Genomic DNA, 12,893 nt, shown 5'->3' on the forward strand with positions numbered 1-12,893 from the left:
TGGACGGCTCCGGCGGGATGACCGCCTGATCAGCATCCTGTGCGGGTGCAGACGCGGACCCCCCTCGACATCATCTCCGGACGGGTGCGGGAGCGGCTCCGGGACGACGGGGCGGTGGCGGATCCCGCGGGCACCGCGGCCGTCGTCCGCGAGGAGGTGCGGCGGTTCGCCGAGCAGGCGCTCGGCTCCGACACCCGGCTCGTCGACGACGAGGCGGCGACCGAGCGCCAGGTGCTCGCGCGCATCACGGGCTTCGGCGCGCTGCAGCCGCTGCTCGACGACGACTCCGTCGAGGAGATCTGGATCAACGCCCCGACGCGCGTGTTCGTGGCGCGGGCCGGCGTCCCCGAGCTGACCGCGCTCGTCCTCACGGACGCGGAGGTGCGCGACCTCGTCGAGCGGATGCTGCAGTCCTCCGGCCGCCGCGTCGATCTCTCGACGCCCTTCGTCGACGCGTCGCTGCCCGACGGGTCGCGGCTGCACGTGGTGATCCCCGACGTCACGCGTCGGCACTGGGCGGTGAACATCCGGAAGTTCTCCCGGCGCATCCGCGACCTCGACCACCTCGTGGCGCTCGGCAGCCTGCCGCTGCAGGCGGCGGAGTTCCTGCGGATGAGCGTCCGCGCGGGGCTGTCCATCGTCGTCAGCGGCGCGACGCACACCGGCAAGACCACCATGGTCGACGCGCTGCTCTCGGCGGCGCGCGCCTCCGACCGCATCGTGACGGTGGAGGAGACGTTCGAGCTGGATCCGGCCGGCCGCGACGTCGTCGCCATGCAGTGCCGGCAGCCGAGCCTCGAGGGATCCGGCGAGATCACGCTCCGGCGCCTCATCAAGGAGGCGCTGCGGATGCGACCCGACCGGCTGGTCGTCGGCGAGGTGCGCGAGGCGGAGTGCCTCGACCTCCTCATCGCGCTCAACTCCGGCGTGCCCGGCATGTGCTCCATCCACGCGAACAGCGCGCGCGAGGCGCTCGTCAAGCTCTGCACGCTGCCGCTCCTCGCGGGGCGCAACATCGACGCGGCCTTCGTCGTGCCCACCGTCGCGACCTCGGTGGACCTCGTGGTGCACCTCGAGGTGCTGCCGTCCGGCGCCCGGCGGGTGGCCGAGATCCTCGCGCCCGGGGGTCGGCACTCGGGCATGGTCATCGAGGCCAGCTCGGTCTTCGCGCTGGAGGACGGCGTGCTCACCGCGACCGGCGGGCAGCCTGCGCACCTGGCGAAGTACCGGTCCGCCGGGCTCGATCCGCTGCGGATCCTCGTGGGGGCGCCGTGAGCGTCGCCCTCGGGCTCGCGTTCGGCGCCGGCCTCGTCCTCCTGCTGGCGCCGCGCCTCTGGCCGTCGGCAGGGGGCGCGTCGGGCCGCGGGCGCGGCATCGCGGACGTCGTGCACGACCGCCTCACCCACGCCGGCCTCGAGCGGATCTCCGTCAGCGCGTTCCTCGCGGTCTCGGCGCTCGTCGGGCTCGCGGCCGCCGTGCTCGTCGAGGCCCTCCTCCGCGTGGACGGTGCCGCCCTCGCGGCGGGCGTCGTCGGCGTCGCGCTCCCGTGGGCCGTCGTCGGCGCCCGGTCAGCAGCCCGCCGCCGCGCGCACCGCGAGGTCTGGCCCGACGTCGTCGACCACCTCGTGAGCGCCGTCCGGGCGGGCATGGGGCTGCCGGACGCGGTCGCGTCGCTCGCGGTCGCGGGTCCCGCCGTCCTGCGCCCGGCGTTCCAGGCGTTCGCCGCCGACCACCGCGCCACCGGCAGCTTCGCCGTCGCGGTGGACGAGCTCAAGGCGCGCCTCGCCGACCCGACCGCCGACCGCATCCTCGAGACGCTCCGGATGGCGCGCGAGGTCGGCGGCACCGAGCTGCCCGACGTGCTGCGGGGCCTCGCTCGGTTCCTCCGCGAGGAGGCGGCGATCCGCAGCGAGGCCGAGGCGCGGCAATCCTGGGTCGTCAACGCGGCCAAGCTCGGCGTGGCGGCGCCGTGGATCATCCTGGCGCTCCTGTCGACGCGGTCGGAGGCGGCCGCCGCCTACGCCACCCCCGCGGGCACGGTCGTCATCGTCGTCGGGCTCGTCGTCTCCGCCGTCGCGTACCGCCTCATGCTGGCCCTCGGCCGACTCCCCGAGGACCGGCGGTGGTTCGCGTGACGGCGACGGAGTCGTGGGGCGCCGTCCTGGGGTTCATGGCCGGACTCGGGCTCTGGACCATGCTCGGCGCCGTCCCCAGGTTCCGGCGGGCGCGCCTGCTCGACCGCGTCGCCCCGCACGTGCTCGACGTGTCCGAGGGCGCCCGGCGGCACCTCGCCGTGACTACAGTGCACCCGCTGCCCGTGCTCGGCACGCTCGGGGCGCCGGCCGTGATCCCGCTGCGGCAGGGGCTCGCCCGCGTGCTCGGCGGCACGGAGAGGATCGCGCAGCTGCTCGCCCAGTCCGGATCCGGGGATGACGTCGAGCGGTACCGGTCGCGCCAGCTCGTGGGGCTCGTCCTCGGAACGGCCGCGGGCGCGGTCCTCGCGGTAGTGGCCGGCGGTGCCGCGCTCCTCGGCGGCGGGCTCCCGCAGACGCAGATCGTGGCGATCCCGGTGGTGGCGGGCATCGCCGGGCTCGTGGCGTGCGATCGGGTGCTCGAGCGGGCGGCGAAGCGGAGGCTGGCGCGCATCTCGGCCGAGCTGCCCACGGTGCTCGAGTTCCTCGCGCTGAACCTCGCCGCCGGAGAGGGGCTGCTCGATGCGCTCCGCCGCGTCGCGCGCGTCGGATGCGGGGAGCTCGCGGGGGAGCTGGGGCGCGTCGTCGCCGACGTCGGCACGGGCATCCCCGTCGCCCGCGCCTTCGAGGACCTCGCCCGCCGGCTCGCCCTCCCCGCCGTCTCGCGCCTCGTCGACCAGCTGGCGGGATCCCTCGAGCGCGGCACCCCGCTGGCGGAGGTGCTCCGGGCCCAGGCGCAGGACGCCCGCGAGGTCGCCAAGCGCGAGCTGCTCGAGAGCGCCGGCCGCAAGGAGGTCGGGATGCTCGTGCCCCTGGTGTTCCTGATCCTGCCGCTCACCATCGTCTTCGCCCTGTTCCCCGGGATCCTCGTCCTCCAGCTCGGGCTGTAGGACCGGGGATCCGCCTCACCGCACCACCACCATCCACCACCGACCGAGAGGCACGACATGACCGACGAACGAGGGAGCACCGAGCTGCCGGGGACCCGCGATGCCCGCTGGGACGACGACCGCGGCGACGTCCCCGGCTGGGTGCTCATCACCCTGATGACGGCCGGGCTCGTCATCATCCTGTGGGGCGTCGCGGGACCCCTGCTGCAGAACGTGTTCACCCAGGCCATCGACCGGGTCACGTCGTTCTGATGCGCGATGACCGCGGCTCGGCGCCGGCCGAGTTCGTCATGGTCGGCGCGCTGCTCGTCGTCCTCGCCCTCTCGGTGCTCCAGCTCGCGCTGGCGCTGCACGTGCGGACGACCGTGCTCGACGCGGCGGGGGAGGGGGCGCGGACCGCGGCGCTCGCCGGGGCGACGCAGGCCGACGGCGTCGAGCGGACGCGGGAGCTGATCACCACGGCGGTGGGGGAGCGGTACGCGCGCGAGGTCACGGCGGGCACGGGCACCGTCCTCGGCCACGCCGTGGTCAGCGTCACGGTCCGCACCACGCTGCCGCTCCTCGGGCTCCTCGGCGTCGACCGCGGGCTGGAGGTGACGGGGCATGCGGCGGTCGAGCGGCTGGGCTGACGACCGCGGATCGGCCGCCCTGGAGTTCATCACCGCCGGCGTGCTGCTGCTCGTGCCGCTCGTGTACCTCGTGCTCGCCCTGTCGGCCGTCCAGGGCGCGGCGCTCGCGACCGAGGGGGCCGCGCGGCAGGCGGCCCGCGTCTACGCGCGCGCGGACGACGACGCGTCCGGGCGCCGCGAGGCCGCGGCCGCGGTCGACGTCGCGCTCGCCGACCAGGGCGTGGCGCCGGACGGCGTCGCGCTCGCCATCACGTGCGCGCCGGATCCGCTGCGCTGCCACGCCCCGCGCTCCCTCGTGCACGTCTCGGTGCGCGTCGCTGCCCGGCTGCCGCTCGCCCCGCCCGTCGCGGGGCCCGACGCCCCGGCCGCCGTCGCGGTGAGCGGGAACGCCGACGAGCGCATCTCCGTGTTCACCCGGGGGAGCCGGTCGTGATCGGTCCCGCCCGACGCATCCGACCGCCGTCGCGGCCGGCGGCCCGTCCGCCCGCGGGCGACGAGGGCTCGATCCTCCTGCTCGTCATCGCCGCGTGCGCCCTCGGGCTCGCCGTGATCCTCCTGGTCGCCGCCGCGTCCTCGCTCTACCTCGAGCGCGTCCGGCTGTTCTCCCTCGCGGACGCGGCGGCGCTGGCCGGCGCCGAGTCCTTCGACGTGGACGGGGCAGGCGGCGCGACCGCGGGGGACCTCGTCGACGACGGGGGCACCCCGCACCCGACCCTGACCGAGGACGGCGTGGCGAGCGCAGTGTCGGGCTTCCTCGCGGAGGAGCCGACCGCGGGCCTCCACGACCTGCGCGTGGACGCCGCCAGCACCCCGGACGGTCGCAGCGCGCGGGTGACCCTGTCCGCCGCGTGGGCCCCGCCGGTGGCGTCGCTGCTCGTGCCGGACGGCGTGCGGATCGACGTCACCAGCACGGCGCGCAGCGTGCTGGGGGGCCCGGGCGGCGCGGCGCCGGGTCCGGCGGGCGGCGGATGACGGCGCGCGGTCGCCCGGCCGCCGACGGGATCAGGCGCCGGGCCGCCGCGGCCGCGGGACGTACCGCGGCACGTACCGCACGAGGATCCCCGCGCCGATGAGCCCGAGCACGCCCATCACGCCGCTGGCGATCGTGAGCGAGGCGCCCGCGGTGATCGCGGCGATGAGGAGCGGCGACGCCGCGCTGCCCGCGTCGCCCGTGAAGCGCCACGCGCCGAGGAACGGGGCCGGGTCCTCGCGCGGGGCGAGGTCGGCGCCGAGGGTCATGAGGATCCCCGAGCCCACGCCGTTCGCGACCGACATGAACATGGCGACGCCGATGAACCACTGCACGTTCGTGGGCAGGTCGGGCGTGAGCGCGAGCACGAGGTAGCCGATGCCGAGCCCGACCATCGACGGCACGGCGCTCCAGAGGCGGCCGAAGCGGTCCATGATCTGGCCGCTCGCGTAGAAGAGGGCGAAGTCCACGCCGCCGGCGATGCCGATGATGAGCGCCGTGTTCGCATCCGAGATGCCGATGCTCACGGCCCACAGGGGGAGGAGCACGCCGCGGCCCGCGCGCATCGCGCCGATGAGGGCCGCGCCAGAGCCGAGCTTCACGAGCACGCCCTTGAACCGCCACAGCGTCTGCGCGAGGCCCGCCGACTCGCGGGCCGGGGGAGCGGTGCCCGCGGCGGCCGCGACCGACTCGTCGTCCTGCGGCTCACCGGCCGTCGCCGGGGCGGCGCTCTGCAGGTCGGCCGCGCGGTTGCGGCGCACGACGTCCATCGGGTCGGGCAGCACGAGCAGCGTCACGGCGGCCGCGAGGCACGCGACGATGTGGATCACGAAGGCCGACTGCGACGCCCCCGTCAGGTGGATCACCGCGGCGGCGAGGAACGGCCCCACGAAGTACCCGGCGCGGAAGGTGCCGCCGAGCGTCGAGAGCGCCCGGGCCCGGTAGGCCTGCGGCACGAAGCTCGTCATGAACGCGTGCCGGGCCAGCGCGAAGACGGCCGTCGAGACGCCGATGAGGAAGACGCCCACGCCGAGCACGAGCGGGTTCGGCGCGAGGAGGCACAGCACCAGGCCGCCGATGGAGACGAAGGCCGCGCCGATCATGCTGGTGCGCTCGCCGATGCGGCTCACCACCGAGCCGCTCGGGATGTCGCCCACCAGCTCGCCGAGCATGATCATGCCGCCGATGAACGCGGCGATCGCGAGCGAGGCGCCGAGGCTGCCGGCGACGATCGGGATGATGGGGATGATCGCCCCCTCGCCGATGGAGAACAGGAGCGCGGGCAGCAGCGCCGGGAGCGCCACCTCGCGGAGGGAGAAGGGGGTCTCGGGGCTCGACATCGCCCCCGAGCCTACGCGCGGGCGCACCCGGCGCCGGACGGCCGCGACGACCCGGACGGTAGGCTGGGCGGCACCATGATCGACCAGGACTTCTCTTCGCGGATCACAGAATTGCGCGACACCTACTCCAACATCCGCTCGGTCGTGGGCGTCGAGCGCCTGCAGCAGGAGGTCGAGGAGCTGAGCGCCCAGGCGGGCGAGCCGGACCTCTGGGACGACACCGAGAAGGCGCAGAAGGTCACGAGCGACCTGAGCCACCGCCAGTCGGAGCTGAAGCGCATCGACGAGCTGCAGCGCCGCCTCGACGACCTCGACGTGCTCGTCGAGATGGCCAAGGACGACGAGGAGTCCGCCGAGGAGGCGGTCGTCGAGCTCGACGGCATCACCAAGATCATGGACGAGCTCGAGGTGCAGACGCTCCTCAACGGCGAGTTCGATCCCCGCCCCGCCGTGGTCACGATCCGCGCGGGCGCCGGCGGCGTCGACGCGGCCGACTTCGCCGAGATGCTCATGCGCATGTACCTGCGCTGGGCCGAGCAGCACGACTACCGCGCCACCGTCCTCGACACGTCCTACGCAGAGGAGGCGGGCATCAAGTCGGCCACCTTCGAGATCGACGCGCCCTATGCGTTCGGCACGCTCTCCGTCGAGGCCGGCACCCACCGGCTCGTGCGGATGAGCCCCTTCAACTCGGCCGGCAAGCGCCAGACGTCGTTCGCGGCGGTCGAGGTCGTGCCGCTAATCGAGCAGACCGAGTCCATCGACATCCCCGAGAACGACATGCGGGTCGACGTCTTCCGCTCGTCCGGCCCCGGCGGCCAGTCCGTCAACACGACCGACTCCGCGGTGCGCATCACCCACCTGCCCACCGGCATCGTCGTCACCTGCCAGAACGAGAAGAGCCAGATCCAGAACCGCGCCGCCGCCCTCCGGGTGCTGCAGTCGCGGCTGCTCCTCGTGCAGCGCGAGCAGGAGGCGGCCACCAAGAAGGAGCTCGCCGGCAACATCACGGCGAGCTGGGGCGACCAGATGCGCAGCTACGTGCTCGCGCCGTACCAGATGGTCAAGGACCTCCGCACGGAGCACGAGGTCAACAACCCGTCGAACGTGTTCGACGGCGACCTCGACGGCTTCATCTCCGCGGGGATCCGCTGGCGGAAGTCGCCCGAGCGCGCCTGAGAGAGTGCGGCGGACTCCCGGCCGCGGTGAGTCGATGCGGCGATCGGGTGCTCCCGTGCCTAGGGTCGTACCGACATGATCAGGTTCGACCACGTATCCAAGGTGTATCCCGGCAACCCCCGACCGGCGCTGAGCTCCGTCGACCTCGAGATCCTCCGGGGGGAGTTCGTCTTCCTCGTCGGCGCGTCCGGGTCCGGCAAGTCCAGCTTCCTGCGTCTCGTGCTCAAGGAGGACCGGCCTACGCAGGGCACGATCCACGTCCTGGGCCAGCAGCTGAACCAGTTGTCGAGCCGCAAGGTCCCGTACTACCGGCGCAGCCTGGGGGTGGTGTTCCAGGACTTCCGGCTGCTCCCGAACAAGTCGGTGTTCGACAACGTCGCCTTCACCCTCCAGGTGATCGGCAAGTCGCGCGGCTTCATCCAGGAGGCCGTCCCCGACGTGCTCGCCATGGTGGGCCTGCAGGGCAAGGAGCAGCGCCTCCCGCACGAGCTCTCCGGCGGCGAGCAGCAGCGCGTCGCCATCGCGCGCGCCGTGGTCAACAAGCCCGCCGTGCTCCTCGCCGACGAGCCCACCGGCAACCTCGACCCGCTGACGAGCGCGGGCATCATGCAGGTGCTGGAGCGGATCAACGCCAACGGCACCACCGTGATCATGGCCACCCACGACTCCGGGATCGTCGACCAGATGCAGAAGCGCGTCATCGAGCTGATCGGCGGCGAGGTCGTCCGCGACGAGATCGGCGGCCAGTACCAGACCTCCGCGATCGACCTGCCGCGGACGGCCGAGAACCCCGTGGGCGTGAACCCCGAGCACCCGCCCGTCGCCGCGCCGACGCCCGTGTTCGTGCCGGCCGCGCCGCTGCCCGCCCCGAAGCGGCCGACCGCTCCCGCCGAGCCCGCGACCGCCGCCGAGCGCCGGGAGAAGGCGCGGCGCGACAAGCAGCGCCGCGCCGACGAGAAGGCCCGCGCCAAGGAGGAGGCGGCCCGCGAGGCCGCGGCCGCCAAGGCCGCCCGCAAGGCGCCGAGGAAGGGCGCGGACGAGCGCCCGGCCGCGGTCGCCGCACCCGCTCCGACTCCGGCTCCGGCTCCGGAGGACGCGTCCGCCGCGACGATCATCCCGGCCGGCGCCCCCGACCGCGACGACCGGTCCGACCGCGACAGCCGGCCCGCACGGGATGACGCGCCCGCACGCGGTGCGGACGACGAGGACCCGGTGTACGCGCCGTCGGCGTTCGCCTCGGCCGCGCGCGTGGATCCCGTCCCCGAGCGCGACGCAGGCCGCGACCGCCCCGCCCCGGAGCCGTCCGCGGACGACCTCCGCGCGGACGACCGCCGCGCGTCCGAGGCCGCGCGCCCTGAGCAGGATCGTCCGGGGCCGACCCGGTCCGAGCCGACGGCCGCCGAGCCCCCGCGCACCGAGCCGCCCCGCCGCGAGCCCGCCCGTGCGGAGTCCGTCGAGCAGTCGCCGTCCCGCGCCGTGCCGGTGATCCGCGACGAGGCCCCGATCGTCGACGACGCCCCGCCCGCACCGCCGACCCCGCCCGCCCCCAGCCGGCGGAACGGCGGAGGCGCGGCGCCCGCCGCCCCGAGCACCGGGTCCATCCGCCGCCTCCCCGAGGGCACCGGCGTGATCCGCCTCCCCGACGGGCAGGGCGGTCCCGTGCCCGCCGACGGGCACGACGACGCCGAGCTCGCCGAGCTCGGCCTGGCCGAGAAGCTGGGCCTCCGGGCCCGCGGTGAGTCGCCGGACGACACCGGCGCACAGGATGTGGGGCCCACGCGATGAGACTCGGACTCGTCCTCTCCGAGGTCGGCCACGGCCTCCGTCGGAACGTCAGCATGGTCGTCTCGGTCGTGCTCGTCACCTTCATCTCGCTCACGTTCGTGGGCGCGGCGGTCCTCCTGCAGATGCAGATCGGCCAGATGAAGAACTACTGGTACGACCGCGCCCAGGTCGCGATCGACTTCTGCACCGACACCTCGGTGCCGAGCGAGACCTGCGTGAACGGCAAGGCCACGCAGGAGCAGATCGACGCGGTGAAGGATCGGCTCGACAGCGAGACGCTCGCGCCCTTCATCGACAAGTACTACTTCGAGGACCAGGACACCGCGTACGCGAACTTCCAGGAGCAGTTCAAGGGCGACCCCGTCACCGAGCTGGTGCAGCCGGAGTTCCTCAACGAGGCGTTCTGGGTGAACCTCAAGGACCCGTCGAAGTCCGACATCCTCAGCGACAGCCTGTCCGGTCTGGCGGGCGTCGAGAACGTCACCGACCAGCGGCAGTACCTCGACCAGATCTTCTCGATCCTCAACGCCGCCAGCCTCACGGCCGTCGGCATCGCCGGGCTCATGCTCGTGGCCGCCGCGCTCCTCATCGCCACCACCATCCGCCTGTCCGCGTTCTCGCGGAGACGGGAGCTGGGCATCATGAGGCTGGTCGGGGCGTCGAACCGCTTCATCCAGACCCCGTTCATCCTCGAGGGGGTGTTCGCGGCGCTCATCGGGTCGGTGCTCGCGAGCGCGGCGACGGTCGCGCTCGTGCGCTTCTTCGTGCAGGGCTTCCTGAGCAGCCGGCTCACGTCGATCGCGCTCGTGAACATGGACGACGCGCTGCTCGTGGTGCCGATCCTGCTGGGCGTGGGCGTCGTGCTCGCGGCGGTCTCGGCGAACTTCGCCATCAGCCGGTACCTGCGGATCTGATCCTCCTGTAGGCTGATGGGCTGCCCGGATCCGGGCGGATCCCATCCACATCATCGAGGAGAGCGCTGTGCCCAGGGAACGTGGCGAGAAGGTGGTGGCGACCAACCGCAAGGCGCGCCACGACTACACCATCGAGTCGACCTACGAGGCCGGCCTCGTGCTCACGGGCACCGAGGTCAAGTCCCTCCGGCAGGGGCGCGCCTCCCTCGTCGACGGCTACGCGTTCGTCGACGCCGGCGAGGCCTGGCTCGACGCGGTGCACATCCCCGAGTACAACCAGGGCACCTGGAACAACCACCCGGTGCGCCGCAAGCGGAAGCTGCTGCTGCACAAGGAGCAGATCCTCAAGATCCACTCGAAGGTCAAGGAGGGCGGCTACACGGTCGTCCCCCTGCAGCTCTACTTCGTGGACGGCCGCGCCAAGGTCGAGCTCGCCATCGCCAAGGGCAAGAAGGAGTACGACAAGCGCCAGACGCTCCGCGAGCGCCAGGACAAGCGCGAGGCGGACCGCGCCATGTCGTCGCACCGCCGCCTCGGCGAGTAGGGGCGCGCCGGTCCTCGCCGGTGGTGCAGCCGCCTCCGGTCGGCTATCATTGAGGGCTGGTCGGGGTTCGCTCCGACCGAGATTGACAACTCGACAGCGTGGAACATGCGACCCGGCTCGGGCACCGTCAGGTGCACGGTCGTGCATGGGGATGATCGGTTTCGACATTGCCTGCAAAACTGCGAGAAGCGGGTCGAGGATGCAGGGCTATCTCGTAAACGCTCTCTGCAAAATACAACTGCCAATAACAAGCAGTCGTCCTTCGCTCTCGCTGCCTAAGCGAGCGCACTAACAGGACCGTCGACCCGGTGATGCTCTCTATCCGGTAAGTCGGCGTCAGATCAGGGAGCTCGCTGCGCGGTCGTGCCTCAGGGCCGCGCGGGACTCGAACTGAGGCTGGGCCCGTCGGATCAGACGCCAGGAGCAAGTTCCGGGGCCGAGCAGGACGCCTTTCCTGGATACACCCGTAGAAGGCGCAGGCTTACAGCAGTGGACCGGGGTTCGATTCCCCGCATCTCCACCATCGCGTCGCATGTCCCACGCTCGTCGAGGCCCGGATCCGTCCGGGCAGACGAAGGCCCCGTCCTGATGGACGGGGCCTTCGTCGCGTCCGGGCCCCGGATGCCCGGCGCTCAGCCGACCGGGGCGCGCGGCGCCGCCGGGGCGGGCGCGCCGGGATCCGACATGGCGAGCGCCGGAGCCGTCGCCTCCACCGAGGGCGGTCCGGTGCGCCCGCGTCGGCGACGTCGGGCCCGCCCGCCCGAGCGGCCGTACACGAGGTACATCGTGAGCCCCATGATGATCATGAGCAGCACCGTGTAGACGAAGGTGATGCTCATCGAGTCGAGGTTCGCCTCGCCCTCCGTGCTCGCCTTGATCGCGATGCCGAGCGGCTCGTACAGCGGCTGGTAGAGGAACACCGCCGCGTCGTAGTCGTCGAGCAGGCTGTTGAAGTTGAGCGCCGTGATCGCCGCGACCGTCGGGATGACGAGCGGCACCAGCACGCGCCGGAACGTCGTGAGCGACCGGGCGCCGAGGATCCGCGCGGCGTCCTCGAGCGACTGCGGCACGCTCGCGAACGCGGCCTTCAGCAGCCGGAGCGTGAAGGGCACCTTGACGATGATGTACGCCACGAGCAGCAGCCAGGTCGTGCCCGTGAGCACCTGCCCGCCGATGAGCGGCTGCGGCCGGTCGAACGTCTGCAGGAGCGCGAGCGCGATGAGGATCGTCGGCAGGATCCACGGGATGTGCAGCAGGTACTCGATCGTCGCGGTCGCCCAGTTGCGGTTGCGCTGCACGAGCCGGGCCACGAACAGGAGGCCGGCCACCACGATCACCGCGGCCAGCGCGCTGTACACGAGGCTCACGATGAACGGCCGGAGCACGTCGGGGGAGCCCAGCACGGTCGCGTAGTTCCGCAGCGTGAACGAGTCGAGCGTGATCGTCCCGGTCTGCACGCTCTTCGAATCGAGAAACGAGAACAGCACGATGAGGAGCACCGGCAGCGCGTAGACCACGAACAGGGCGTAGGCGACGACGTGCACCACGGCGTTCGCGACCGGGTTGCGAATGCGCTGCTTCTGCAGCGGCGTCGCGACCTTGGCGACCGAGAAGTAGACGCCCGACTTCTCGACCCGGTTCATGATCGCGAGCAGCACGATGGTCGCGACGCCCAGCACGATCGCGAGGAGCGCCGCGAGGTCGCGGGAGCTCGTGCTCTTGGAGAACGTGACGATCATGGGCGCCACCGTCTGGAAGCCCGTCCCGCCGAGCACCAGGGGAGCGGTGAGCGCCCCGAGGCCGGTGAGGAACGTGAGCACGGTGACGGCGAAGATCATGGGGCGCAGGGCCGGCAGCACGATGCGGAAGAGGATCCGGCCGGTGCCCGCGCCCATGCTCCGGGCCGCCTCGATCGTCTGGTGGTCGATGGCCGCGAGGCTGGAGCGGAGGAACAGCATGTGGTTCGTCGTGGTGGCGAACGTCATCACGATGACGACCGCGAAGTAGCCCGAGAACCAGTCGGGGTCGAGGTCGGGGAACGCGCGCTGCGCGATGGCCGTGACGAACCCGTACCGGCCGTAGATGAAGTTGTAGCCGGCGGCCAGGACGATGCCGCCGTAGATGAGCGTCGTGGCGTAGCCGAGCCAGAGCACGCGGGATCCGCGCACCACGAAGTACTCGGTCACCAGCACGATGAAGATGCCGACCACGTTCACGGTGATCGCGAGCGTCGTGGCCAGCAGCAGGCTGTTGCCGACGCTGCGCATGGCCCGGTCGGAGCTCACGAGCTTCTCCAGCGCGCGGCCGCTGAACGACCCGTCGGGGAAGAAGGTCGTCACGAGCAGGTTCGCGTTCGGGAAGACGAGGAACGTGACGATGAACCACAGCGCCGCGATGAGGACGACGACGCCGAGCGGGGAGCGCAGCAGCGCGCGGACGGGGGTGCGCAC

Annotated in this window: 13 protein-coding genes and 1 other RNA gene; 12 read left to right on the forward strand and 2 right to left on the reverse strand. The window is 72.7% G+C overall.

The features are described from left to right. The first annotated feature begins 39 nt into the window (after positions 1 to 39). The 7 genes from H9X71_RS06155 to H9X71_RS06185 are packed head-to-tail and all read left to right on the forward strand — an operon-like array spanning position 40 to position 4,683. Positions 40 to 1,275, forward strand: coding sequence for a TadA family conjugal transfer-associated ATPase (locus H9X71_RS06155; RefSeq protein ID WP_191148795.1), 1,236 nt, complete (start codon positions 40 to 42; stop codon positions 1,273 to 1,275). Next, entirely contained in the window at positions 1,272 to 2,135 is an 864-nt protein-coding gene (locus H9X71_RS06160; protein WP_191148796.1) for a type II secretion system F family protein, read from the forward strand. The genes H9X71_RS06155 and H9X71_RS06160 overlap by 4 nt, the downstream gene beginning before the upstream one ends. Continuing rightward, a complete protein-coding gene (locus tag H9X71_RS06165) occupies positions 2,123 to 3,082 on the forward strand; it encodes a type II secretion system F family protein (RefSeq protein ID WP_244961846.1) in 960 nt (319 codons plus the stop codon). Before H9X71_RS06160 ends, H9X71_RS06165 begins: the two co-directional genes overlap by 13 nt. Positions 3,083 to 3,139: 57 nt before the next feature. Beyond that, the gene (locus H9X71_RS06170) at positions 3,140 to 3,334 is read left to right on the forward strand and encodes a hypothetical protein (protein WP_191148797.1); all 195 of its coding nucleotides are present in this window, start codon (positions 3,140 to 3,142) and stop codon (positions 3,332 to 3,334) included. Next, positions 3,334 to 3,711 (forward strand): TadE/TadG family type IV pilus assembly protein, encoded by a 378-nt coding sequence (locus H9X71_RS06175; protein WP_191148798.1) that lies wholly within the window; start codon positions 3,334 to 3,336, stop codon positions 3,709 to 3,711. The genes H9X71_RS06170 and H9X71_RS06175 overlap by 1 nt, the downstream gene beginning before the upstream one ends. After that, positions 3,686 to 4,144: a hypothetical protein gene (locus H9X71_RS06180; protein ID WP_191148799.1), complete on the forward strand. Its 459-nt coding sequence runs from the start codon at positions 3,686 to 3,688 to the stop codon at positions 4,142 to 4,144. The genes H9X71_RS06175 and H9X71_RS06180 overlap by 26 nt, the downstream gene beginning before the upstream one ends. Beyond that, positions 4,141 to 4,683, forward strand: a complete 543-nt coding sequence (locus H9X71_RS06185; protein ID WP_244961848.1) for a pilus assembly protein TadG-related protein — start codon at positions 4,141 to 4,143, stop codon at positions 4,681 to 4,683. The genes H9X71_RS06180 and H9X71_RS06185 overlap by 4 nt, the downstream gene beginning before the upstream one ends. A gap of 30 nt (positions 4,684 to 4,713) precedes the next feature. Here the strand turns inward: H9X71_RS06185 and H9X71_RS06190 are convergent, their stop codons facing one another. Then, entirely contained in the window at positions 4,714 to 6,021 is a 1,308-nt protein-coding gene (locus H9X71_RS06190; RefSeq protein ID WP_191148800.1) for an MFS transporter, read from the reverse strand. Between the two features lie 75 nt (positions 6,022 to 6,096). On the opposite strand from H9X71_RS06190, the gene prfB reads away from it, so the two are divergent. The 5 genes from prfB to ssrA all read left to right on the forward strand — a co-directional run bounded on the left by prfB (position 6,097) and on the right by ssrA (position 10,966). Further along, positions 6,097 to 7,200 carry a peptide chain release factor 2 gene (gene prfB / locus H9X71_RS06195; RefSeq protein ID WP_191148801.1) on the forward strand — a complete coding sequence of 368 codons (1,104 nt, stop codon included), beginning with the start codon at positions 6,097 to 6,099 and terminating at the stop codon, positions 7,198 to 7,200. A 75-nt stretch (positions 7,201 to 7,275) separates the two neighbouring features. Beyond that, the gene (gene ftsE / locus H9X71_RS15100; protein WP_191148802.1) at positions 7,276 to 8,985 is read left to right on the forward strand and encodes a cell division ATP-binding protein FtsE; all 1,710 of its coding nucleotides are present in this window, start codon (positions 7,276 to 7,278) and stop codon (positions 8,983 to 8,985) included. Continuing rightward, complete coding sequence (gene ftsX / locus H9X71_RS06205; RefSeq protein ID WP_191148803.1) at positions 8,982 to 9,899, forward strand: permease-like cell division protein FtsX; 918 nt, start codon at positions 8,982 to 8,984, stop codon at positions 9,897 to 9,899. Before ftsE ends, ftsX begins: the two co-directional genes overlap by 4 nt. Positions 9,900 to 9,966: 67 nt before the next feature. Next, positions 9,967 to 10,443, forward strand: coding sequence for an SsrA-binding protein SmpB (gene smpB, locus H9X71_RS06210; protein WP_012037997.1), 477 nt, complete (start codon positions 9,967 to 9,969; stop codon positions 10,441 to 10,443). 147 nt (positions 10,444 to 10,590) lie between these two features. Further along, positions 10,591 to 10,966: a transfer-messenger RNA gene (ssrA, locus tag H9X71_RS06215) on the forward strand. Between the two features lie 109 nt (positions 10,967 to 11,075). Here the strand turns inward: ssrA and H9X71_RS06220 are convergent. Continuing rightward, a complete protein-coding gene (locus tag H9X71_RS06220; RefSeq protein WP_191148804.1) occupies positions 11,076 to 12,893 on the reverse strand; it encodes an ABC transporter permease in 1,818 nt (605 codons plus the stop codon).

Origin of the sequence: Clavibacter zhangzhiyongii (assembly GCF_014775655.1) — a bacterium.
In the GTDB taxonomy this organism is placed as follows: domain Bacteria; phylum Actinomycetota; class Actinomycetes; order Actinomycetales; family Microbacteriaceae; genus Clavibacter; species Clavibacter zhangzhiyongii.